The sequence below is a fragment of the Pseudonocardia sp. ICBG1293 genome (assembly GCF_020131355.1).
Lineage (GTDB): Bacteria > Actinomycetota > Actinomycetes > Mycobacteriales > Pseudonocardiaceae > Pseudonocardia.
The window spans coordinates 13,292-36,782 of record NZ_JAHLEL010000053.1; the positions used below are offsets into that span (position 1 = coordinate 13,292).

The 23,491-nt window shown below is 73.4% G+C and carries 21 protein-coding genes; 10 read left to right on the forward strand and 11 right to left on the reverse strand.

Annotated features, from left to right (window positions below; genetic code table 11):
* Positions 1 to 64: 64 nt before the first annotated feature.
* Entirely contained in the window at positions 65 to 802 is a 738-nt protein-coding gene (locus KPF47_RS28910; protein WP_224391982.1) for a response regulator transcription factor, read from the reverse strand.
* Between the two features lie 267 nt (positions 803 to 1,069).
* Here KPF47_RS28910 and KPF47_RS28915 point away from each other — a divergent pair, with 267 nt between their 5' ends.
* Positions 1,070 to 2,575, forward strand: coding sequence for a GAF domain-containing protein (locus tag KPF47_RS28915; RefSeq protein ID WP_224391983.1), 1,506 nt, complete (start codon positions 1,070 to 1,072; stop codon positions 2,573 to 2,575).
* Between the two features lie 42 nt (positions 2,576 to 2,617).
* Here the strand turns inward: KPF47_RS28915 and KPF47_RS28920 are convergent, their stop codons facing one another.
* The 4 genes from KPF47_RS28920 to KPF47_RS28935 all read right to left on the reverse strand — a co-directional run bounded on the left by KPF47_RS28920 (position 2,618) and on the right by KPF47_RS28935 (position 9,168).
* Entirely contained in the window at positions 2,618 to 6,430 is a 3,813-nt protein-coding gene (locus tag KPF47_RS28920; protein WP_224391984.1) for an ABC transporter ATP-binding protein, read from the reverse strand.
* A 166-nt stretch (positions 6,431 to 6,596) separates the two neighbouring features.
* Entirely contained in the window at positions 6,597 to 7,457 is an 861-nt protein-coding gene (locus KPF47_RS28925; protein ID WP_224391985.1) for a hypothetical protein, read from the reverse strand.
* Positions 7,457 to 8,398, reverse strand: coding sequence for an ATP-binding cassette domain-containing protein (locus KPF47_RS28930; protein ID WP_224391986.1), 942 nt, complete (start codon positions 8,396 to 8,398; stop codon positions 7,457 to 7,459). Before KPF47_RS28930 ends, KPF47_RS28925 begins: the two co-directional genes overlap by 1 nt.
* Before the next feature lie 170 nt (positions 8,399 to 8,568).
* On the reverse strand, positions 8,569 to 9,168 hold the full coding sequence (locus tag KPF47_RS28935) for a TetR/AcrR family transcriptional regulator (protein WP_224391987.1): 600 nt from the start codon (positions 9,166 to 9,168) through the stop codon (positions 8,569 to 8,571).
* A gap of 110 nt (positions 9,169 to 9,278) precedes the next feature.
* On the opposite strand from KPF47_RS28935, the gene KPF47_RS28940 reads away from it, so the two are divergent.
* From KPF47_RS28940 to katG, 4 genes are all read left to right on the forward strand, one after another.
* Positions 9,279 to 9,689 (forward strand): nuclear transport factor 2 family protein, encoded by a 411-nt coding sequence (locus KPF47_RS28940; RefSeq protein ID WP_224391988.1) that lies wholly within the window; start codon positions 9,279 to 9,281, stop codon positions 9,687 to 9,689.
* A gap of 140 nt (positions 9,690 to 9,829) precedes the next feature.
* The gene (locus KPF47_RS28945; RefSeq protein WP_224391989.1) at positions 9,830 to 11,377 is read left to right on the forward strand and encodes a long-chain-fatty-acid--CoA ligase; all 1,548 of its coding nucleotides are present in this window, start codon (positions 9,830 to 9,832) and stop codon (positions 11,375 to 11,377) included.
* Between the two features lie 98 nt (positions 11,378 to 11,475).
* Positions 11,476 to 11,895: a Fur family transcriptional regulator gene (locus tag KPF47_RS28950; RefSeq protein WP_255660889.1), complete on the forward strand. Its 420-nt coding sequence runs from the start codon at positions 11,476 to 11,478 to the stop codon at positions 11,893 to 11,895.
* A complete protein-coding gene (gene katG / locus KPF47_RS28955; protein WP_374108912.1) occupies positions 11,888 to 14,134 on the forward strand; it encodes a catalase/peroxidase HPI in 2,247 nt (748 codons plus the stop codon). Before KPF47_RS28950 ends, katG begins: the two co-directional genes overlap by 8 nt.
* A gap of 265 nt (positions 14,135 to 14,399) precedes the next feature.
* Here katG and KPF47_RS28960 read toward each other — a convergent pair whose 3' ends face one another.
* The 5 genes from KPF47_RS28960 to KPF47_RS28980 form a co-directional block, all read right to left on the reverse strand.
* On the reverse strand, positions 14,400 to 14,579 hold the full coding sequence (locus KPF47_RS28960; protein ID WP_224391991.1) for a hypothetical protein: 180 nt from the start codon (positions 14,577 to 14,579) through the stop codon (positions 14,400 to 14,402).
* Positions 14,576 to 15,187 (reverse strand): helix-turn-helix domain-containing protein, encoded by a 612-nt coding sequence (locus KPF47_RS28965; RefSeq protein WP_224391992.1) that lies wholly within the window; start codon positions 15,185 to 15,187, stop codon positions 14,576 to 14,578. The genes KPF47_RS28960 and KPF47_RS28965 overlap by 4 nt, the downstream gene beginning before the upstream one ends.
* A 155-nt stretch (positions 15,188 to 15,342) precedes the next feature.
* Positions 15,343 to 15,612 (reverse strand): hypothetical protein, encoded by a 270-nt coding sequence (locus KPF47_RS28970; protein WP_224391993.1) that lies wholly within the window; start codon positions 15,610 to 15,612, stop codon positions 15,343 to 15,345.
* A gap of 6 nt (positions 15,613 to 15,618) precedes the next feature.
* Positions 15,619 to 16,326: an alpha/beta fold hydrolase gene (locus KPF47_RS28975; RefSeq protein ID WP_224391994.1), complete on the reverse strand. Its 708-nt coding sequence runs from the start codon at positions 16,324 to 16,326 to the stop codon at positions 15,619 to 15,621.
* 44 nt (positions 16,327 to 16,370) lie between these two features.
* Positions 16,371 to 16,748, reverse strand: a complete 378-nt coding sequence (locus KPF47_RS28980) for a DUF5997 family protein (protein ID WP_224391995.1) — start codon at positions 16,746 to 16,748, stop codon at positions 16,371 to 16,373.
* A gap of 93 nt (positions 16,749 to 16,841) precedes the next feature.
* Between KPF47_RS28980 and KPF47_RS28985 the strand changes: the two genes are divergently transcribed.
* On the forward strand, positions 16,842 to 17,459 hold the full coding sequence (locus KPF47_RS28985) for a LysR substrate-binding domain-containing protein (protein ID WP_224392263.1): 618 nt from the start codon (positions 16,842 to 16,844) through the stop codon (positions 17,457 to 17,459).
* A gap of 60 nt (positions 17,460 to 17,519) precedes the next feature.
* On the forward strand, positions 17,520 to 18,593 hold the full coding sequence (locus KPF47_RS28990; RefSeq protein ID WP_255660778.1) for an IS630 family transposase: 1,074 nt from the start codon (positions 17,520 to 17,522) through the stop codon (positions 18,591 to 18,593).
* A gap of 67 nt (positions 18,594 to 18,660) precedes the next feature.
* Here KPF47_RS28990 and KPF47_RS28995 read toward each other — a convergent pair whose 3' ends face one another.
* Positions 18,661 to 19,629, reverse strand: coding sequence for an acyl-CoA desaturase (locus KPF47_RS28995; RefSeq protein WP_224391997.1), 969 nt, complete (start codon positions 19,627 to 19,629; stop codon positions 18,661 to 18,663).
* 120 nt (positions 19,630 to 19,749) lie between these two features.
* On the opposite strand from KPF47_RS28995, the gene KPF47_RS29000 reads away from it, so the two are divergent.
* The 3 genes from KPF47_RS29000 (at position 19,750) to KPF47_RS29010 (ending at position 23,434) form a co-directional block, all read left to right on the forward strand.
* Positions 19,750 to 20,778: an LLM class F420-dependent oxidoreductase gene (locus tag KPF47_RS29000; protein ID WP_224392264.1), complete on the forward strand. Its 1,029-nt coding sequence runs from the start codon at positions 19,750 to 19,752 to the stop codon at positions 20,776 to 20,778.
* A gap of 44 nt (positions 20,779 to 20,822) precedes the next feature.
* A complete protein-coding gene (locus KPF47_RS29005) occupies positions 20,823 to 22,469 on the forward strand; it encodes an NAD(P)/FAD-dependent oxidoreductase (protein WP_224391998.1) in 1,647 nt (548 codons plus the stop codon).
* 185 nt (positions 22,470 to 22,654) lie between these two features.
* Positions 22,655 to 23,434 (forward strand): hypothetical protein, encoded by a 780-nt coding sequence (locus KPF47_RS29010; protein ID WP_224391999.1) that lies wholly within the window; start codon positions 22,655 to 22,657, stop codon positions 23,432 to 23,434.
* Positions 23,435 to 23,491: the final 57 nt, after the last annotated feature.

Sequence of the window (23,491 nt, forward strand, 5' to 3'; positions counted from 1 at the left end):
GCGAGGTGCGATGGGGAAGGGCACGGGCCGGGGCGGGCGTACGTCTCGCCCCGGCCCGGCGGGATCAGACGATGCCCTGGCGGGCGGCGGTGTAGACGATCTCGGTGCGGCGACGGACCTCGAGCTTGTCGCGCAGGTTGCGGACGTGGAACTTCACGGTGGCCTCGGAGATCCGCAGCCGGGTCCCGATCTCGCGGTTGGACAGGCCGACGGCGAGCAGCCGCAGCACCTGGTTCTCGCGGTCGGTCAGCAGCGAGGTCTTGCACAGGTCCGGCGTCGGCGACGGCGCCGGGTCGGTGTCGCGCAGCACCTGCAGCGGACCCGCGCTCGCGGTCCCCGGGTCGAACACGCCCTCACCACGCAGGACGGTGCGCAGCGCACGCACGATCTCCGCGGTGTCGGCGCCCTTGCGCAGGTAGCCGTGCACGCCCAGACGGACGGTGCGCATCATCGCGTCGCGGTCGCGACAGCCGGTCAGCACGAGGATCTTCACCCCGCGGCACCGCTCCAGCAGCGCGCGCACCAGGTCGAGGCCGGGCCGCTCGTCGCGGGCGAACTCGATGTCGACGACGATCGCGTCGGGCCGGGTGCGCTCGGCGGTCATCAGGGCGTCCCGCGGGGAGGCGGCCTCACCGGCCGGGGCCAGGTCGGGCTCGGCGGTCAGCAGGGCGCGCAGACCGTGCCGGACGACCGGCTCGGAGTCGACGACGAGTACCCGGGCCGCGCGACGGATCACATCCGCGCCGTCGGCCCCGCGGCCGGCACGCAGATCCGTGGCCTCACGAACGGCTTCGAGCGTCATCGCTGTCCTCCGGTGGGTCTGTGGCGTCGACCGGGCCGCCACCCGGCGACCCGATGGTCCGAACCGTATGGAACGCCACGTTGCCCCCACGTTGCGCGCGCCGCCGGACGTCGCGCCGGCACCCGGTCACGCGGGGGTCGACCTCCCGAGCAGCGGGTATGCTCGCACCTCCCGGGACACGACGCCGGGGACGGAACGGCCCCGCACCGACGCGGGGCATCACGTGGGATCAGGGCACAGGGTGCCCCGGCCGGGGCGGGAGGCGACGTGAGCGGACCCGAGGGCGGGACGTCCCGCGAGGAGCTGGTCGCCGACGCGCATCGCCTGCGCCGCATCTACGACGACGGACTCGGCTCCGGCGGTTCGGCCGGCGCGCCGCGCCCGGTCGTGTCCGACTCGTGGCAGCGCAGCCTGGCCGCGCACGTCGACCCGGAGGGCAGGCTCCCCCCGCTCGTCTACCTCGCCGACGAGCTGAAGGAGGTCCGGACGGGCCATCCGCTGCACGCGGTGATGCCTCTGCTCCGGTCCACGCTGGTGAGCATCGCCGACGAGGCGATGCACGTGATGCTGGTGACCGACGCCGACGGCACCGTGCTGTGGCGCGACGGGGCGCACGGCCTGCTGCACTCCGCCGACGACGTCGGCCTCGTCGAGGGCACCCGCTGGGCCGAGGAGACGATCGGCACCAACGCGATGGGGACCGCGCTGGCCGTCGACGAGCCGGTCCGGATCCACTCCGCCGAGCACCTGGTCCGGACCTACCACGACTGGACCTGCGTCGCGGCCCCCGTGCACGACCCGGACACCGGCGACACCATCGGCGCGATCGACATCTCCGGTCCGCTGCACACCGTCCACCCCGCGCTGGTGCAGCTGGTGACCGCGACCGCGCACCTCGCGGAGAACCAGCTGCGGGTACGGCTGGCCATCGCCGACGAGCGGCTGCGGGTCAAGAACATGCCGCACCTCGCGGCCCTGCGCGGCTCGGAGGGCGCGCTGCTGTCCTCGAGCGGCCGGGTCATCGCCAGCGAGCCCTACGGTCTGTTCCCCGAGCGGATCCGGCTCGACGACGGCGTCGACCGGGTGCAGCTCGGGGACGGCCGGGAGATGGTGGTCGAGCGGTTGTCCGAGGGCTACCTGCTGGTGCCGCCGTCGCGGCGGCGCGGCCGCGTCGTCGCGGCCGCGTCCCCCGCCGCGGCCCGCCCGCTGGAGCTGCGCTTCACCGGGGGCGGCGGCCCGCGCGTCACCCTCGACGGCGAGGAGTTCGCCGCCACCCTGCGCCCGGCGGAGATCCTCACCGCGCTGGCGCTGCACCCCGACGGGCTCTCCGGCGAGCAGCTGACCCTGATGCTCTACGGCGAGGACGGCAACCCCACCACCGTCCGCGGTGAGATCCACCGGCTGCGGTCGTCGCTGGGTGCGGACCTGCTGCTCACCCGCCCCTACCGGCTCGCGACCGGCCCGCAGGCCGACTTCCTGCGGATGCGGGCGGCGCTGCGCGACGGCCGGGTGTCCGACGCCCTCGACTCCTGCCACGGCGAGCTGCTGCCGCGCTCCGACGCCCCCGCGGTGCGCGAGCTGCGCGACGAGCTCGTGGTCGGGCTGCGGCACGCCGTGCTGGCCTGCGACAACGTCGCGCTCCTGCACCGGTTCGTCGTGCACCCGCTGGGCACCGGCGACCTGGAGGCCCACGAGCTGCTGCTGGACCTGCTCGACCGGGACGACCCGCGCCGCGCCGCCGTCGCCGCGCGGGCCGACCACCTGCGGGACTGACCCCGCCCGCGACCCCCGGGCCGGAGGGCGGGGCGGGGCGGGTCAGGGGTGTGTCGCCAACAGGCTGTCGGGCTCCGGCTCCAGCTCGCCGGCGCGCCACAGCGCCGCGTACCGCCCGCCGGCACGCACCAGCTCCGAGTGCGGCCCCTGCTCGACGATGCGCCCACCCGCGAGCACCACGATCCGGTCCGATCGGCGCGCGGTCTGCAACCGGTGCGCGACGACGAACGCCGTCCGCCGCGACGCCACCCGCTCCCCCGCGGCCAGCACGGTGGCCTCGGTCGCCGGGTCCAGCGCCGCCGTCGCCTCGTCGAAGATCAGCACGTCGGGGTCGACCAGCTCGGCCCGGGCGAGCGCGACCAGCTGGCGCTGGCCCGCCGACAGTCCCTGCCCCCGCTCGCCGACCGGGGTGCGGAACCCCTGCGGCAGCGAGCGCACCAGCCCCAGCGCCCCGACCGCGCGGGCAGCGGCCTCGATCCGCTCCGGAGAGGCGTCCGGACGGCCGTAGGCGATGTTGGAGGCGACGTCGCCGGTGAACAGGTGCGCCTCCTGCGGGACCACGCCGAGGCGGGAGCGGTACCCGGCCAGCGGGAAGCGGCGCACGTCGACGCCGTCGACACGGACCTGCCCCTCGCCGGTGTCGTAGAACCGGGCGATCAGCTTGATCAACGTCGACTTCCCGGCGCCGGTCGCACCGACCAGCGCGACGGTCTCCCCCGGCTCGACGTGCAGCGACACGTCGTCCAGGGCGGGGGCGTCCACCCCCGGATAGCGGAAGGTCACGTGGTCCAGCTCGACCTCGCCGCGCAGCCGCGACGGCACCGGCGCCGGCCGCTGCGGCTCGTCCGGGACCGAGGTGGGCGTGCGCAGCAGCTCCGAGATCCGGTTCAGCCCGACCCGGGCCTGCTGGTAGCCGTCGAACACCTGCGACAGCTGCTGCACCGGGCCGAAGAACAGCGTGAGGTACAGCAGGAACGCCGTCAGCACACCCGGGGTGATCTCCCCGCCGACGATGCGGGTACCGCCGACGAACAGCACGACCGCGGTGGCGATGTCGGACAGCAGGGCCACGAACGGGAAGTAGGTGGCGATGTAGCGCTGGGCGCGCAGCCGCGACCGGCGGTAGGCGTCGGAGCGCTCCCCGAAGCGGTCGTAGCTCAGCTCCTCGCGGACGTAGGCCTGCGCGATGCGCACCCCGGAGACGTTCTCCTGCAGGTCGGCGTTGACCACGCTGACCCGCTCCCGGGCCTCGGCGTAGGCGCGGGAGGAGAACCGCCGGAACACCACGGTGCCGACCACGAGCAGCGGCAGCAGCCAGCCCAGCGCGTACAGCGCGAGCGGGGGGTCGGTGAGCACCAGCGCCGTCGCGACCCCACCGATCGTCAGGAGGCTGACGACGGCCTGCGCGAGCCCGGTCTGCAGGAACGTCGACAGCGCGTCGACGTCGGTGGTCATCCGGGTCATGATCCGGCCGGACAGCTCGCGCTCGTAGAAGTCGAGCCCGAGCCGCTGCAGGTGCGCGTAGCTGCGCAACCGCAACAGGTACAGCAGGCTCTCCCCGGCGCGTGCGGTGACCAGCGTCTGGAACCCGACGACCGCCGCGTCCAGCACGACGATCAGCAGGCCCGCCAGCGCCGCGAGGACCAGGACCCGGGTGGCGCCGTCGGTGATGCCGTCGTCGACGGCGATCCGGGCGATGCTGGGCAGGGCCAGGGTCGCCAGAGCGTCCGCGGCCATCAGCGCCACGCCGAGCACCAGCAGCCTGCGCACCGGCCGCAGCAGCGAGGACAGCCGGAAGCCGGGGTCCGGGGCGGTCGGGTCGTCGTCACCGCGCAGCTGCGGCGTCTCCCTCACCGGGGGCAGCTTCTCGACGGCCTCCAGCAGCTCGGGGGTGGCGCTGATCCCGCCGGCCCAGCCCGCCGCGCCGCCACCCCCGTCACGGGTCAGCGCCCGGTCCGGGTCCTCGACCGGGCCGACCCGGGGCCACAGCGCCGGGGTCGCGGTGTCCGGGACGGGCGGGCCGGGCACCGGAGCACCGTCGGTGTCCGCGGGCGGGGCGGGGGCGCCACGACCGCCGCCGAGCTCGTCGGCGGGGCCGGTGGCCAGCAGCTCCCGGAACAGCGCGCACCGGCCGCGCAGCTCGTCCTCGGTGCCGGTGTCGACGACGCGCCCCTCGTCCAGCACCGCGATCCGGTCGGCCAGCGCCAGTGTCGAGCGCCGGTGGGCCACCAGCAGGGTGGTCCGCTCGGCGGTCAGCTCGTGCAGCGTCTCGTGGATCGCGGCCTCGGTGGCGGTGTCGACCGCGGACGTCGCGTCGTCGAGGACGAGCACCCGGGGCCGGGTCAGCATCGCCCGGGCCAGCGCGATGCGCTGCCGCTGACCACCGGACAGGGTCAGGCCGCGCTCGCCGACCTCGGTGTCGTAGCCGTCGGGCAGGTCCTCGACGAACGAGGCCACCTGGGCTGCCTCCGCCGCCGCGCGGATCTCGTCCTCCCCGGCGTCGGGACGGCCGTAGGCGATGTTGTTGCGGATCGTGTCGGAGAACAGGAACGCCTCCTCGAACACCACCCCCAGCTCGGCGCGCAGGTCGTGCAGGCGCAGGTCGCGCAGGTCCACCCCGCCGATCGCGAGGCGCCCGGCCTGCGGGTCGTAGAAGCGGGGCAGCAACAGCGCGACCGTCGACTTCCCCGATCCGGGCGGGCCGACCAGGGCGAGGGTCTCGCCCGGCTCGACGCGCAGGGACAGCCCGTCGAGCACCGGGTCGGGAGCGGCGTCGCCGTCCGGGCCGGAGCCCGCGGGCTCGTAGCCGAACCGGACGGCGTCCAGCTCGACGGTCAGCGGGCCCTCGGGCAGCGCGGCCGGCCGCTCCGGGTCGACGATCCCCGGTGCGGCGTCGACGATCTCGAAGACGCGCTCGGCCCCGGCCCGGGTCAGCTGCGCGGTGACCACGAGGGCGCCGATCAGCCGGGCGGGCCCGACGAGCATCCCGACGTAGGTCGTGAACGCCAGGAACGTCCCGAGGTCGATGGTGCCCCGGGCCGCCATCCACCCACCGACGCCGATGACCGCGACCTGCCCGAGCCCGGGCAGGGCCAGCAGCATCGGGTTGAGCCGCGCGGTCAGCCCGGCGGCCCGCAGCCGCTCGCCGTAGAGCCGGCGGGCGCGGCCCTCCAGCGTCGCCGTCTCGCGGGCCTCCTGCCCGAAGCCCTTCACCACGCGCACGCCGGTGACGGTCTCCTCGACCTGCTGCGCGATCTCGGCGGCCCGCTGCTGCGCGGACCAGGTGGCCGGGAACAGCCGGCGCCGGATGCTGTTGGTGGCCAGGAACGCCAGCGGCAGCATGACCAGCGCGACCACCGTGAGCAGCGGCGACAGGTACAGCATCGCGGCGATCGCGACGACGACCAGCACCACGGTGCCCGCCGACAGCGGGACCATGGACAGGAAGCCCTGCACCAGCTGCAGGTCGGAGATGGCCCGCGAGGCGACCTGCCCGGTGCGCAGCCGGTCCTGGCGGACCCCGTCCATCCGCTGGACCGCTGCGAACACCGCGCGCCGCAGGTCGTGCTGCACGTTCAGCGCCATCTTGCCGCCGAGGTAGCGACGCACGAACGCGCCGACGAACTTCAGCACGCCGAGCACCAGCAGCCCGGCGACGACGGGGGCGAGCACGCCGGTGTCCCCGCCGATCGCGCCGTTGACACCCTCGCGGATCAGCAGTGGGCCGACGGCCTCCAGCCCGACGCCGAGCATCGACGCGACGAGCGCGCCGACCGTGACGGGGCGGTGCCGCAGGCAGGCCGCGACCAGCCTGCGGATCCAGCCGGGGCGTGCGGAGGGGTGGGGAGAGGGCACGTGATCAGGCTATGCCCGCCCCCCGACAACCGGCCCGGCGACGCCACCCGGCGCGGGCCGCCGGGCCGCACCGTCGATCAGTGCATGAGCGCTGCCGGAAGCCGGGCGGACAACGCTCATGCACTGATCGACGAGGTACCCAGCAGCGCTCACGGCGGGAGGCGGCTCAGGTGATGTCCCGCCGCGCCCCGACGACGGCGGCCAGCGCGATGCCCGCCGCCGTCCAGACCGCCAGGACCAGCAGGCCGACCCAGCCGGGGGGCGGCGCGCTCACCCCGGCCAGGAACTCCAGCACGAACTGCGACTGCGCCCCCAGACCGGCCGAGCTCACCACCGGCTCCCAGACGGCGAGGTCACCCGCGTTGCCGGGCAGGAAGGGGGTCAGCCGGGCGAACACCGACGGGTCCCCGAGCGAGGAGCCGTCGCCCGCGCGCAGCGCGCCGGCGATCAGGTTCTCCCCGATCAGCAGGTAGCCGACGGTCAGTGCGATGGCCCCGGCCTGGTTGGTGATCAGGGTCCCGACGGCGACGCCGAGCACCCCCCACAAGGCGCACACCAGGATGCCGATCGCGCCCAGCCCGGCGATCTGCCCCGGGTCGGGCAGCTGCTGGCCACCGAGCGTGGCCCCGCCGAGCAGGGGGCCGAGCACGACCAGGACGAGCCCGTACAACCCGGCGACGACGGCCGCGATCAGCGCCTTGGCACCGAGCACCTGGCCGCGGGACCCGGTCAGGTAGGCCAGCGTGACCGTGCGGTGCCGGAAGTCCCCGGTGCCCAGCAGGGTCCCGAAGGCCGCACCGACGATCGCGGTCATCGTGAGCGCGGACGCCAGCCCCGCGAGCATCAGGATCGACGAGGTGTCGGTGGCCTGCGGCACCAGCAGCTGCAGGATGCTGCCGAGCAGGCTCATGCCCAGCGCGATCAGCAGCACCGGGACGAACAGCAGCCACCACACCCGGGTGGACAGGGTCTTGCGGACCTCCGCGGTCAGCACCGCGCGGAAGCGGTCGAGGCTCACGGTCGCCATCAGCGCTGCTCCTCCCCGGCGAGCAGGCGCAGGAACATCTGTTCCAGCCCGGCCCGCTCCTCGCTCATCCCGTACACGGCGACGCCCGCGGCGAGCGCCAGGTCCCCGACCCGGACCGCGTCCGCCCCGCCGACGGCGAGCACACCCTCGTCGACGCGGTCGATCTCGGTGATGCCGTCCGTGGCGAGCGCCTCGGCCAGCCGGGCCGGGTCCGCGGCGCGCACGAGCACACGCGAGCCGTGCCCGGCGCGCAGCTCGGCGACGGTGCCGTCGAAGCGGCAGGCGCCGCGGTCGATGACGACGAGGCGCTGCGCGGTCAGTTCCATCTCCGCCAGCTGGTGGGACGAGACGAGCACGCTGCGCCCGGAGGCGGCGAAGGCCTGCAGGAACGACCGCAGCCAGGCGATGCCGTCGGGATCCAGGCCGTTGCCCGGCTCGTCGAGCACCAGGATGTGCGGGTCCCCGAGCAGCGCCACGGCCAGGGCCAGGCGCTGGTTCATGCCCAGCGAGAACCCGCCCGCCGAGCGGTCCGCGGCGGCCGCCAGGCCGACCAGGGTGAGCACCTCGTCGACCCGGGTGTCGGGGACGCCGATGGCCGCGGCCGCGGCACGCAGGTGCGCGCGGGCGGTCCGCCGCGGGTGCACGCCCTGCACCTCCAGCACCGCACCGACGACGCGGCCGGGCGAGGGCAGCGCGGTGAACCCGACGCCGTCGACGAGCGCCCGCCCGGTGCTGGGAACGACCAGGCCCAGGATCATCCGCAGCGTCGTCGTCTTGCCCGATCCGTTGGGGCCGAGGAACCCGGTCACCGAGCCGGGCTCGACGGTGAACGACAGGTCGTGCACGGCCTCGACCGGACCGAACTTCTTGCCCAGCCCCTCGACGACGATCCGTCCGCTCCCGGCCGCCGTCGGGGTCTGTGTGGACGCGGTGTCCTGCACTCCGGCCTCCGTCCGTCGCGCGTCGTGCCCCGGGTTCGCGCCGGGGCCTCACTCGCGCCGCAATCCTCGCCCAGACCGGGGACCCGGCAGGAGGCGGGCCCCGCACCACGGCGCGGGACGGGGCCCGGGAGCCGCCGGCGGGCCACGCCCGGCCGGTGTGACCGGGACCGTCAGGCGGTGGCGCGGATCGCCGCCTCGACCGCCGCGGCCAGTGTGTCCAGGTACGCGTCGTCGCACGCGTCCTGCGTGACGAGCACCCGGAACAGCAGCGGCGCGATCAGCAGGTCGACCGCGAGATCGACGTCCACCGACGCGGGCAGCTCCCCGCGTCCGACCGCCGCCCGCAGCATCTGCACCCCGACCTCCCGCCGCGGACCGGTCACGTCCTCCTGGAGCACCTCGACCAGCGCCGGGGTGTGGCGGAGCTCGGCGAACAACGTCGGGGCCACCGCCGCCACCACGGGCGCGGCCACCTGGTCGCGCAGCCGCCCGAGCAGCTCCCGCAGGTCGCTGCGGAACGCGCCGGTCGACGGGACGGGGGGCACCGTGTCGGCGACGGCCTGGCGGACCAGGTCGGCCAGCATCTCCTGCTTCGAGGGCCAGCGGCGGTAGAGCGCGGCCTTGCCCACACCCGCACGCCGGGCGACGGCCTCCATCGACAGGCGGGCGTACCCGGATGCGGCCAGCTCGGCGAACGCCGCGGACACGATCGCCTCGGTGACGCGGGGGCGCAGGACCGCTCCGCCGCTGGTGGCTCGTCGGACCGTCACTCCGCCACCCTAGCCGCCGACGGAACGCTTGCGTTCCGTCCCGCGCCGACCTACCGTCGCCTAAAACGGAACGAGTCCGTATCGTTCCACTGGATGCCTGGAGGAACACCGTGCCCACCCCCACCGGCGACCGGGTCCGCCTGCTGACCGCGAGCCTCGAGGCCTTCCACCGGGCCGACGTCGACACGTTCATGGCGATGTACCACGACGACGCCGTGCACGAGTTCCCGTTCGCCCCGGCCGGGATGCCCACACGCGTCGAGGGACGCGAGGCCATCGAGGCCTGGATGCGCACCGTGCCCGATCTCCTGACCCTCGACGGCGGCATGCACGACCTGCGGATCCACGAGGGCTCCGACACCCTGACCGCCGAGTGGTCCTCGACCGGCCACTTCTCCGACGGCACCCCGGCCGCGATCTCCTACGTCGCCGTCGTCACCTTCGACGACGACCTCGTGACGCGCTACCGCGACTACATCAACCCCCTCGACCTGCGACCCGCCTTCCCCGCCCACGCCTGACGCCGCGGGCATCCCGGGCCCCGACGGGCCGGACCCGGGCCGGGCCCGTCCGCTCCGATCGGCCCTGGCGGAAGGCCGACGAAACGGACTTGAATGGCGTGCGTCACACGCTCAGTGCCGAGCCCCCGAGGAGCCGCCCCGTGATCGACCCGACCGCCACCGTCTCGTCCCTGCTCCGTACCCACGCCGCCGGCCGTCCGGACGACGAGGCCCTGCGCTTCGGTGAGGTCCGCCGGACCTGGGCCGAGCTCGACGAGCGGGTCCGCAGGCTCGCCGCCGCCCTGCGCGCCGCGGGGATCGGACCGGGTGACCGCGTCGCCGTGCTGGACCTCAACCACCCGTCGTGCCTGGAGCTGTCGCTGGCCTGCGCCTGGATCGGTGCCGCCAACGCGGTGGTGAACTTCCGGCTCGCGCCGCCGGAGATCCGCTACGTCGTCGAGGACTCCCGGGCCCGGCTGCTGCTGGTCGGGCCGGAGTTCGCCGGGGCCGTCGACGCGCTGCGCGACTCCCTCACGACCGTCGAGCGGGTCCTGTCGACCGACGGGTACGAGGGCTTCCTCGCCGCGCACGAGCCCGACACCCACCCCTACGACGCCGGCCCGGACGACTGCTTCGTGCAGCTCTACACCTCGGGCACCACCGGCTTCCCCAAGGGCGCGATGCTCACCCACGGCGCGATGCTGGCGCACGCGGCGCACGTCGCCGCGGACTTCGGGCTGACCCCGACCGACGTCGTGCAGGTCGCGATGCCGCTGTTCCACGTCGGCGGGACCAGCTACGCGTTCCTCGCACTCGCACAGGGCGCACGGATCGTGATGGCGCGCACGCCCGACCCGGCCGCTCTGCTGGACATGGTCGCCGCCGAGGGCATCACGCACACGTTCTGGGTGCCCGCGCTGATGGGCGCGATGACCCAGGTCCCGGGCGCCGCCGAGCGCGACTTCTCCTCGCTGCGGGCGATCTCCTACGGCGCCTCGCCGATGCCGCTGCCGGTGCTGCGGGCGTCGCTGGCACTGTTCGGGCCGAAGCTGCACCAGGTCTACGGGATGACCGAGGCCTGCGGGGTGGTCAGCTCGCTCGGGCCCGAGGACCACGCCGACCCCGCCGTCGCGCACCGGCTGGTCTCGGCCGGCACGCCCCTGTCCGGGGTGGAGATCGAGATCCGCGACCCCGCGACCGGGGAGCAGCTCGGGACCGGCGAGCCGGGCGAGGTGTGGGTGCGCACCGACCAGCTCATGAGCGGCTACTGGGGCAGGCCCGAGGCGACGGAGGCGACCATCACCCCGGACGGCTGGCTGCGCTCCGGCGACGGCGGCCACCTCGACGCCGACGGCTACCTCTACGTCACCGACCGGATCAAGGACATGATCGTCTCGGGGGGCGAGAACGTGTACCCGGCCGAGATCGAGCGGGTACTGGCCGAGCACCCGAGCGTCGGCGACGTCGCCGTGATCGGGGTGCCCGACGACCGCTGGGGCGAGGTGCCCAAGGCCTGCGTGGTGCCCGCGCCCGGCGCGACCGTCGACCCCGACGAGCTGCTGGCCCACGCCAGGGCCCACCTCGCGTCGTTCAAGTGCCCGAAGACCGTCGACATCCTGCCGGAGCTCCCCCGGAACCCGACCGGCAAGATCCTCAAGAAGGATCTCCGGGCCCCGTTCTGGGCGGGCCGGGAGCGCAGCACCGTCTGACGTGACGCCGGTCTCATACTGAGACACGCCGAAACTTGACCGATTCCAGAAAAGCGGGCAGTCTCGCCGCCGTGTCGAACGCATCGGACTACGAGGGCATGCTGCGCGCGGCGTCGCTGCGCGTGACGCGTCCTCGCCTGGCCGTGCTGCAGGCGGTCCACTCCCACCAGCACGCGGACACGGAGTCGATCATCCGTGTCGTGCGGGAGGACCTCGGGGAGGTGTCGCACCAGGCCGTCTACGACGTCCTGCGTGCGCTGCACTCCTCCGGGCTGGTCCGCAGGATCCAGCCCACCGGTTCCGTCGCGCGGTACGAGGCGCGGGTCGGCGACAACCACCACCACGTGGTGTGCCGGTCCTGTGGCGCCATCGCCGACGTCGACTGCACCGTCGGCGCCGCACCCTGTCTCACCGCCTCCGACGACAGCGGCTTCGTGATCGACGAGGCCGAGGTCGTGTACTGGGGCCGGTGCCCCGACTGCTCATCCACTGATCCCGAGAGGATGTCCCGTGTCTGACGAGCACCCCACCGTCGAGAGCGAGATGAACCGCGAGCAGGACGGCGGTTGCCCCGTCGCCGCCGGCCGCATCGCGCACCCCACCGAAGGTGGCGGCAACCAGAGCTGGTGGCCCAACCAGCTCAACCTGAAGATCCTCCGCAAGCACGCTCCCGCTGCGGACCCGATGGACGACGGCTTCGACTACGCCGCCGAGTTCGCGACCGTCGACCTCGACGAGCTCGCCCGCGACGTCGACGCCGTCATCACCACCTCGCAGGACTGGTGGCCCGCCGACCACGGCAGCTACGCCGGGTTCTTCATCCGGATGGCCTGGCACTCCGCCGGTACCTACCGGACCTACGACGGGCGCGGTGGCGCGGGCGCCGGCATGCAGCGGTTCGCCCCGCTGAACAGCTGGCCCGACAACGGCAACCTGGACAAGGCCCGCCGGTTGCTCTGGCCGGTCAAGCAGAAGTGGGGCCGCAAGGTCTCCTGGGCCGACCTGATGGTCTTCGCGGGCAACCGCGCGCACGAAATCTCCGGCTTCCCGATGTTCGGCTTCGCCGGCGGCCGTGCCGACGTGTGGGAGCCCGACGAGGACGTCTACTGGGGCTCGGAGAACGTCTGGCTGGGCAACGAGGCGCGCTACGGCGGCAGCAAGGACTTCGCGCACCGCGAGCTGGAGAAGCCGCTCGGCGCGTCCCACATGGGTCTGATCTACGTCAACCCGGAGGGCCCGGACGCCAGCGGTGACCCGGTGGCCGCCGCCCGCGACATCCGCGAGACCTTCGGCCGGATGGCGATGAACGACGAGGAGACCGCGGCGCTGATCGTCGGCGGCCACACCCTCGGCAAGACCCACGGTGCCGCCAACCCCGACGAGAACGGCAACGTCGGCCCCGAGCCGGAGGCCGCCGACATCACCGAGCAGGGCCTGGGCTGGAAGCAGAACTTCCGGTCCGGCAAGGGCCGTGACGCCATCACCTCCGGGCTCGAGGTCATCTGGACCCGCACCCCGAACCGGTGGAGCCACGACTACCTGAAGCACCTCTACGCCTACGAGTGGGAGCTGACCGAGTCCCCGGCCGGTGCCAGGCAGTTCATCGCCAAGGACGCCCCGGAGATCATCCCCGACCCGGAGCCCGGCTACCCGAACCGCAAGCCGACGATGCTGGTCACCGACGTCGCGCTGCGCGTCGACCCGTCCTACGGCGAGATCACCCACCGCTGGCTGGACAACCCGTCCGAGTTCGAGGACACCTACCGTCGCGCCTGGTACAAGCTGACCCACCGCGACATGGGCCCGAAGGAGCGCTACATCGGCGCCTGGGTGCCGCAGGAGGAGCTCCTGTGGCAGGACCCGGTCCCGGCCGTGGACCACGAGCTCGTCTCCGCCGACGACGTCGCGTCGATCAAGGCGAAGGTGCTGGAGTCCGGCCTGTCGGTCAGCGACCTGGTCAAGACCGCCTGGGCCGCGGCCTCGTCGTTCCGCCAGTCCGACAAGCGCGGTGGTGCCAACGGCGGCCGCATCCGGCTGGAGCCGCAGCTGCAGTGGGAGGTCAACGACCCCGACACGCTGCGCACCGTGGTCTCGACGCTGGAGTCGATCCAGTCCGACGTCAACGGCTCGCTCACCGGCGGCAAGAAGATCTCCTTTGCCGACCTGGTCGTGCTGGCCGGTGCCGCCGCGGTGGAGAAGGCCGCCAAGGACGCCGGGCACGACATCACCGTGCCGTTCGTCCCGGGCCGGACCGACGCCACCCAGGAGAAGACCGACGTCGAGTCGTTCTCCTACCTGGAGCCCACCGCCGACGGCTTCCGCAACTACCGCGGCAAGGGCCACACCCTGCCCGGCGAGTTCCTGCTCGTCGACCGGGCGAACCTGCTCGGCGTCTCCGCCCCGGAGATGACCGTGCTGGTCGGCGGCCTGCGTGTGCTGGGTGCCAACACCGGCGGGTCGACGGCCGGCGTGTTCACCGACAAGGTCGGCACCCTGTCCAACGACTTCTTCACCAACCTGCTGGGCCCCGACGTCCAGTGGCGTTCGGTCGCCGGTGACGACGACTCCTTCGAGGCCGTCGACGCCTCCGGGAACGTGAAGTGGACCGGCACCCGTGCCGACCTGGTCTTCGGGTCGAACTCCGAGCTGCGTGCCGTCGCCGAGGTGTACGCCTCCGACGACGCCGAGGAGAAGTTCGTCCGCGACTTCGTCGCCGCCTGGGACAAGGTCATGATGGCCGACCGCTACGACGTCTGATCGTCGCGTAGCAGCACGACACGACGCCCGGGCCGGGTCACCGGCCCGGGCGTCGTCGTGTCCGGGCCCCGCGCCGGGCACCCCCGTCGAGATACAGCTGGGGGCTGCGGCGCGCGCCCCCGCACGGACCCTGCGCTGCATCTCGACGCATTCCGGGACACCGAGATGCAGCTCAGCGGGCTGAGGAGATCCACAACTCCCGCTGAGCTGCATCTCGGCGGGTCGGCGCCGGCGGTACCGGTCGACGGGCGCCCGTGGCCGGGCGTCAGTGCTGCAGCAGCCGTGGGGCCCAGGTCCCGGCGCGCGGGCGGGCGGCCCACCACAGGCGCGCGTAGACGGCGTGCAGGCGCCCCGGGCAGCCGCGGGCCAGGCGGTGCGCCGCGGACTCGCGGTGCAGGTCCGCCATCCGCGCCCGCGCGAGGTGGGCCCAGTGGTCCTCGATCACGGCGCGTCTCCTGGCGGCTCGGGCGGGGTGATCTCACCGGGCGGGCGCGGGAGCCACGTCCCGAAGAAGAACTCGACCGGACGCGCCCCCGGGGGACGGGTGGACGGGTCGTCCCGGCGCTCCCGGAACCGGCGCGAGACGGCGATCAGCTCGGCGTTCAGCTCCGCGAGCTCCGCGGCGGTCATCCAGGTGGAACCCGCGGAGAATCCGGCGCCCTCCCGCCACTCGGGCGCCTCGGCCCCGGCCCGCCGGAACCACCGCTTCATCTTGTCGGCGACCCGGTCGACGTAGACCTCCGACAGTGTCTCGGCGGCCATGGCGGTCTCCGGCTCCATGTCGTCCTCGACACCCCAGGACTGGCCGTAGCGGACGAGCTTCCAGGGCTTCTCCCGTCCGCGACCGCCCTCGGCCTGTTCGACGAAGCCGTACTTGGCGAGGATCCCCAGGTGGTAGGCGCAGCTGGCGACACTCTCCCCGGTGAGCTCGGCACACCGGGTCGCGGTCGCGGTCCGCTCGAGACCGACCACCTCCAGCAGCTCCACCCGCAGCGGATGGGCCAGCGCACGCAGCCGCGCGGGGTCGGTGAGGGTGTAGGGCTCCTTCGGCACGCGAGTCAACGTACCTTTATCAAGATACCTTGAGCAAGGAGTCTCGACATGCAGGGACCAGTCCGACCCGAGCGGGTCGGGATGCGGCCGAGGCCGCCCGGCGCACGGGCGCACGGGCCCGAGCTGCAGCGCGGCATCCGCCATCGAGAGGCAGCTCAGCGGGAGTTGTCGATCTCCACAGCCCGCTGAGCTGCATCTCGGCGACCGGCGAGCCGGGCGGCGCGCCGGAACGGCGGAGCGCCGGCGCGGCGGCGCGGCGGCGCGGCGGCGCGGCGGCGCGGCGGCGCGGCGGCGCGGCGGTGCGGCGGTGCGGCGGTGCGGCGGTGCGGCGGTGCGGCGGTGCGGCGGTGCGGCGGTGCGGCGGTGCGGCGGTGCACGGTACGGGGTGGGGGGCCGGCGGGACCCAGGAGACCCTGGAGGTGCACGGCGGGTCACCCCAGCCCGTCGAGCACCTCCGCGAGCCCCGCGGGCTCGGACAGCATCGGCCAGTGCCCCGTCGGCAGCGCCACGAATCTCCACTCCGGACCGTCCATCTCCGCGAACCCCGGCACTCCCGCCTCGATCAGCTCGCGGACGTCGGCGGGGGTGAAGCTGCAGGCCACGACGGTCTTCGGCAGCGAGGGGTCGACCGTCCCGCGCGGGGCGCCGGTGAGTACCACCCCGGCCGGCTCGGCCACCGAGCGGGCGCGGACGTCGTCGAACACGGCGTCGGGGATGCCCGCGGTACTGCTGCCGGCCGCGTCGAGCTCGGCGCGGGACGGCATCGGGAGCGCGCCGTGTGCAGCGAGAGTCGCCCGGGTCACGGCCTGCGCGTCGGGCGCGGAGAAGTCGATCTGCGCGACGCCGTCGGGCGGCGGGCCGGTGTCGACGAACACCAGGTGCGCGAGCCGGTCCCGGGCCTGCTCGGCCACCGCCGCGCAGACCGGTCCCGCGCCGCTGTGGCCGACGAGCACCACCGGCTCGCCGGCGTCCCCCAGCGCGGCGAGGATCTCGTCGACGCGGGTCCGGGCGGTGGCGGCGGGGTCGTGGCCGAGATCGAGCGCGGTCACGTCGTGCCCGCGGGAGCGCAGGTCGTCCGCGACCGCGCTCCAGGCCGACGCGTCGATCCAGAACCCGGGAACCAGGAGGTAGCTCGTCATGCGCCGAGCCTGACGACGGACGAGGACAGGTCCGGTCCTCGGTGCTACTTCTGCTGCTGCTGGGCCTTCAGCCGGGCGGCCTCGCGCTGGCTCTCGGCGCGGGTGGCCCGCTCACGGGCCAGCCACTCGGGCTCCTCGGACTTGATCGAGGCGATCTGCTCGGTGGTGAGCGGCTCGGTGATCCCCGCTCGGGCCAGCCCCGAGATGGACACCCCGAGCCGGTCCGCGACGACCGGGCGCGGGTGCGGCCCGGTGGTGCGCAGCGTGCGCAGCCACTCCGGCGGGTCGGCCTGCAGGGCGACGAGCTCGTCGCGCGAGACGACCCCCTCGCGGAAGTCGGCGGGGGTGGCCTCGAGGAGCACGCCGAGCTTCTTCGCCGCGGTCGCGGGCTTCATCGTCTGGGCGGACCTCTGGCGCGTCATGCCACCAGGCTAGGCGGCTAGCCTCGAGCGGTGACCGCCACGTCCTTCCACCTCGGCTACGTCCCGGGTGTCACGCCCGGCAAGTGGACCCGGATGTGGGCCGAGCGCCGCCCCGGGGTCCCGCTGGAGCTGCACACGGTGAGCCCGGCCGAGGCGGCGGACCTGGTCCGCGCGGGCACGGTGGACGCCGCGGTCACCCGGCTGCCGATCGACCGGACCGGCCTGCACGCGATCCCGCTCTACACCGAGACGACGGTGGTCGTCGTGCCGAAGGAGCACGTGGTGACCGCGGCGGACGAGCTGACCGTCGCCGACCTCGCGGACGAGATCGTCCTGCGCCCCGGGGACGACACCCTGGACTGGGCCGGGGGGCCACCCGGCCGGGCCGCGGAGCACATCCCGCCGACGACGGCCGAGGCGGTCGAGATCGTCGCGGCGGGGGTCGGGCTGCTGGTCGTCCCGCAGTCGCTGGCCCGGCTGCACCACCGCCGGGACCTCACCTACCGGCCCCTGGTCGACGCCCCGGGCTCGGGCGTGGCACTGACCTGGCCGGACGCGGAGAACAGCGACCTGATGGAGGAGTTCATCGGGATCGTGCGCGGCCGCTCGGCGCACAGCACGCGGACCCGGCGCAGCGCACCCCCGGCCGCGCCCGCACCCCGTCCCGCGTCGGGCGCGGGACGACGACGCCCCACGCGGCGCCGCCGCTAGTGTTGCGGTAACTAGGTTACTTTACTCACGGGCTGGTTTACGGGATCATGAGCTGTGCCGTTGACTGTGACCGTGGACGTTCCGGCCGCCGACCGCGAGGTGCTGGAGTCCTGGCTGCGTTCCTCGTCGGTTTCGGCGGGACTGGCCCGACGGGGCAGGATCGTGTTGCTGGCCGCGGACGGGGTGGCGGTCAAGGACATCGTCACACTGGTCGGGGCGTCGAAGGCGACGGTGATCGGGTGGAAGAAGCGTTACGCCGCTGAGGGGATCGCCGGGCTGGCCGACCGGCCCAAGGCGGGCCGGCCGCCGGTGATCGACGAGGTCGCGGTCGTGCTCGCCACGCTGGAACCGCCGCCTGAGCGGCTCGGAGTCACGCACTGGTCGTCACGGCTGCTCGGTGCCGAGCTCGGGATCTCCCACGTGTGGATCGGCAAGATTTGGCGGCGGTGGGGGCTGCAGCCGTGGAAGTCCGAGACGTTCAAGTTCTCCACCGATCCCGAGCTCGAAGCCAAGGTCCGCGACATCGTCGGGTTGTATCTGAACCCGCCGGACAAGGCCGTCGTGCTCTGCGTCGACGAGAAATCCCAGGTCCAGGCCCTGGACCGGACAGCGCCGATCCTGCCGATCATGCCCGGTATCCCGGAGAAACGGACGCATGACTACGTCCGTCACGGCACCACCACGCTGTTCGCGGCGTTAGAGGTCGCGACCGGGCGGGTCGAGCAGGCGGGCCTGCCGCGGCATCGCCATCAGGAGTTCCTGCGGTTCCTCAAGCAGGTCGCGAAGGCCTACCCGCGGCGCAAGCTGCACCTGGTGGTGGACAACTACGCGACCCACAAGCACCCCGCAGTGAAGGCCTGGCTGGCCCGCAACCCGCGGATCACCCTGCACTTCACCCCGACCTCGGGATCGTGGCTGAACATGGTCGAGGTCTTTTTCGGGGTCATCACCCGCCAGGCCATTCGCCACGGCAGCTTCGGCAGCTTCGGCAGCGTCAGAGAACTGATCGGCGCGATCGGCCGGTTCATCGACGGCTGGAACGAACGCTGCCACCCGTTCATCTGGACCAAACCCGCAGACCACCTACTCAACCACTGCCGACCCGGTCAAAGAACATCGTTTACGCGACACTAGGTCCCGGACACGACGACGCCCCCGGTGCACGGGGCACCGGGGGCGTCGGACGTATGACGCGGGCGGATCAGGCCGCGGCGGGCTCCGGCTTCTTCGAGAGCTTCTCGAGGCGGCGCGTGGTGGGCCAGCGGACCGCGGTCGCCCAGCCGAGCTTCTCGAAGCCCCGGATGACGACGGCCGAGATGTCGACCTGGCCCTTCTTCACGCCGTGCCGGGCGCAGGTCGGGTCGGCGTGGTGCAGGTTGTGCCAGGACTCGCCGAAGGACAGGACCGCCAGCCACCAGACGTTGGCGGACTTGTCGCGGGAGGCGAAGGGGCGCTCACCCCAGATGTGGCAGATCGAGTTGATCGACCAGGTGACGTGGTGCAGCACCGCGACGCGGACCAGACCGGCCCAGAAGAACGCGGTGAACGCGCCCCACCAGGACATCGTGACGAGGCCGCCGATGAGCGCCGGGCCCGCCAGGCTGAAGACGACGATCAGCGGGAACGCCTTCTCGACGCGCATGATGTCGCGGTCGGCGAGCAGGTCCGGGGCGAACCGCTTCATGTTGGTGAGGTCGCGGTTGAAGATCCAGCCCAGGTGCGAGTGCCAGAAGCCCTTGACCAGCGCCTTCGCGCCGGTGCCGTAGAGCCACGGCGAGTGCGGGTCGCCCTCCTTGTCGGAGAACGCGTGGTGGCGGCGGTGGTCGCCGACCCAGTCGAGCACGCTGCCCTGCAGCGAGATGCTGCCCGCGATCGCCAGGGCGATCCGCAGCGGACGGTTGGCCTTGAACGAGCCGTGGGTGAAGTAGCGGTGGAAACCGACGGTCACACCCAGGCCGCTGACGGCGTAGAAGACGACGAACAGCGCGACGTCGACCCATCCGAGACCCCAGCCCCACGCCAGCGGGACGGCGGCGAACAGCGCGAGCGTCGGGAGGACGACGAACAGTCCGACCAGGAACATCGCGCCGGGCGGGCGCTGCCCGTCGATGATCGGCGCGGGCGTCCGCTTCTCGGACGTGCTGCGGGGAGGTGCGGCCTCGAGCGTCATGCGTCCACTGTCGCGGCGACCGTACCCCGCCGACAGTGCGGCTAACCCCCCTGTTGCGATTCGGGTTCCACCCCCGGTCCGGACTTGACCCGCGAGTAACTTGTGAGTACTGAACGGGGAGTGAAGCTCTCCACCGTCCTCCCCTACGGCGACGACCCGATCCGCAACGCGGACGCCGTCACCGACATGGAACGCGCCGGTCTCGACGTCGTCTGGGCCGCCGAGGCGTACTCGTTCGACGCCGTCTCCCTGCTCGGCTACCTCGCCGCACGCACCGAGCGGCTCGAGATCGGGTCGGCGATCCTGCCGATCTACTCGCGCACGCCGACCCTGACCGCGATGACCGCGGCCGGCCTCGACGCCCTGTCCGACGGCCGGTTCAACCTCGGCCTCGGCGCATCGGGGCCGCAGGTCATCGAAGGCTTCCACGGTGTGCCCTACGACAAGCCCGTCGGGCGCACGCGCGAGATCATCGAGATCTGCCGCAGGGTCTGGAAGCGGGAGGAGAAGCTCACCAACGACGGGCTGTACCCGATCCCGCTGCCCGGTGGCACCGGCCTCGGCAAGCCGCTGAAGATCATCAACCACCCGAAGCGCGCCGACATCCCGGTCTGGGTGGCCGCGCTGGGCGAGAAGAACCTGGAGATGACCGCGGAGCTGGCGAACGGCTGGCTGCCCCACGTCGTGCTGCCGGAGAAGATCCAGGAGGTCTTCGGATCCGCGCTGGAGGCCGGCTACGCCAAGCGCGCACCCGAGCTGGGCCCGCTGCAGATCACCGGCGGCGGGATCGTCGCGCTCGAGGAGGAGTTCTTCGAGCCGGCCCGCCAGGCCGCCCGCGGCCTCTACGCGCTCTACATCGGCGGCATGGGCGCGCGCGGCAAGAACTTCTACAACACCGTGTTCGCCAAGCAGGGCTACGCCGACGAGGCGAGGACCGTGCAGGACCTCTACCTGGACGGGAAGAAGGAGGAGGCGATGGCCGCCCTCCCCGACGACTTCATCGACAAGGTCACCCTGATCGGTCCCGAGGGCCACGTCCGCGAGCGCATCGCGGCCCTGCGGGAGAACGGGATCACGCACCTGCACGTGAACCCGATGACCCACGACGTGAACCACACGTTCGAGAAGCTGAAGTCCTGGATGTCCTAGATCCCGGCTTGCCGGGCCCGCGCGGGCGTGCTCATCTGGGTGACATGGTCGACAGCGCTGTTGGTCAGGACGTCGCCCCGGAGGAGTTCGACGCGGTCGTGGTCGGAGCCGGGTTCGCCGGGCTCTACATGCTGCACCGCCTGCGCGGGCTCGGGATGTCCGCCGTCGTGCTGGAACGCGCCGACGGCGTCGGCGGGACCTGGTACTGGAACCGCTACCCGGGCGCGCGGTGCGACTCGGAGAGCTACTACTACTACTACTCCTTCGACACCGCGCTGGAGCAGGAGTGGACCTGGACCGAGCGCTACCCGCGCCAGCCGGAGATCAGGGCCTACCTCGACCACGTCGCCGACCGGTTCGGCCTGCGCCGCGACATCCGGCTCTCGACCACCGTCACCGGCGCCCGCGCCGACGCCGACGGGCGCGGCTGGACCGTGACCGTGCGCGACGGCGCCGACCTGCACTGCCGCTTCCTGGTCACCGCCCTCGGCTGCCTGTCCGCGGCGAACGTGCCGGACCTGCCGGGGCTGGACGACTTCGCCGGGCGCTGGTTCCACACCGGCAGCTGGCCGCGCGAGGGCGTCGACGTCGCCGGGCGGCGGGTCGGCGTGGTCGGCACCGGGTCGACCGGGATCCAGGCGATCCCGGTGCTGGCCGAGCAGGCCGCGCACCTGACCGTCTTCCAGCGGACCCCCAACTACTCGGTGCCGGCCCGCAACGCACCGCTGGGCGAGGACGAGTCGCGCGCCCACAAGGCCGACTACCGCCGCATCCGCGAGGTCCAGGCCGGGTCCACCAACGGGCACCCGTTCGTGGTCGGCGACCGCTCCGCGCTCGACGACCCGCGCGAGGAGCGCGAACGCGTCTACCGGGCCGCCTGGGAGCGCGGCGGCCTGCGGTTCCGCGCGACCTACCGGGACCTGCTGGCCGACGAGGCGGCCAACGCCACCGCGTCGGACTTCATCCGGGACCGGATCCGGGAGGTCGTCCGGAACCCGGCCACCGCCGCGGCGCTGCTCCCCCACGACCACGGCTTCGCCACCAAACGCCCACCGATCGACACCGGCCACTTCGAGACCTACAACCGCGACGACGTGACGCTCGTCGACGTCCGGTCCGACCCGGTCGAGGCGGTCGAGCCGGGCGGGCTGCGGCTGCGGTCCGGGGCCCGTCACGAGCTCGACGACCTGGTGTTCGCCACCGGCTTCGACGCGCTGACCGGGCCGTTGCTGCGCCTGGACCCGGTCGGCCCGGACGGCACCGCGCTGAGCGGGGCCTGGCGCGAGGGCCCCCGGACCTACCTGGGACTGGCGGTCTCCGGCTTCCCGAACCTGTTCACCGTCACCGGGCCGTTCAGCCCGTCGGTGCTGACGAACATGCCGACCTCGATCGAGCAGCACGTCGACTGGATCGCCGACTGCCTGTCCCACCTGCGCGCGGCCGGCCTCGACCGGGTCGAGGCCGACCCGGTCGCCGAGCGGGACTGGGGCGAGCACAACCGGGCCGCCGCGGACGCCACGCTGCTGCCGGGGGCCGCCTCGTCCTGGTACCTGGGTGCGAACGTGCCGGGCAAGCCGAGCGTGTTCATGCCCTACGCCGGCGGGTTCGCCCGCTACGCCGCGACCTGCGCCGACGTCGCCCGCGACGGCTACCGGGGGTTCCGGCTCTCCGACCGCGACGCGGCCGCGTGAGCACCACACCGCCACCCGACGAGGGGACCTGCGGGCTGCGCCGTTCGGCCCAGTACCGGGGGGTCGCGTCACGGCCCGTGGGCGGGGCGTAGAGAATGTGTGACGTCATCCACGGTTCACGGCGTCCCGGGCACCCCCCGCCGGGGCACCCGCGACAGGACTCGCGACATGACGAGGAGCCCGACTTGCTGGAGCTCGCCATCCGGACCTCCGACGAGCCGATCTCCCCCGGTCAGTACCGGCACACGGCCACGCACGCCTGGTGGATGGGCACCTGCTTCGCCCGCGACGAGCTCTGCGTCCACTACAGCGAGCACCTGCTCCAGCAGTGGACCCCGCTCGACCCGGCCCAGGACTGGCTGCTCGACCGTGAGCTGACCGGCCGCGTGCACTGGCTGTCCGGCGACGGCGCGGCCGCGATCGACGAGGGCTTCGACATCGCCGACCAGTGGCCCACCGGCCGCTTCCGCGCCCCGCACGGTGACTTCTACGCCGCGCTCCACGGCCACCCGCCCGCCGCGAAGGTCGGGTCGTGGGCCAATCCGACCGAGGCGTTCCTCGCGGGCCTGCCCCGTGACCCGGCGGCGATGCTGGACCGCCTGATCGCCGACAGCCCGCCCGGCCGCGGCTACACCGGACCGTTCCCCAGCGCCGTCGACGCGCTGCGCACCTGCCGGGTGCCCGCCGAGCTGCGGGCGGTCCTGTACGCCGCGCTGCGGCGGATGCCCGCCGTCTCCCTCGGCGAGACCGACAACCTCGACGGCGAACGGCACCCCACCCTGGTCCACGACGACGGGCCGGTCCGCACCGAGCTGATGATCTCCCCCGTCGACGGGCAGTACGCCGGCGAGCGCGACACCGTCCGCCGTCCGGCCCGGGTCGGGCCGCCGGTCGGGACGGTCGTCGCCGAGACGACGACGCAGACCGCGGTGGTCGACGTCCTCGGCTCCCCGCCCGGCTTCTGAATCGTGCCGCTCGCCGTCCGCGAGCGATCGATCACGAAACGATCACGAAGTGGGACC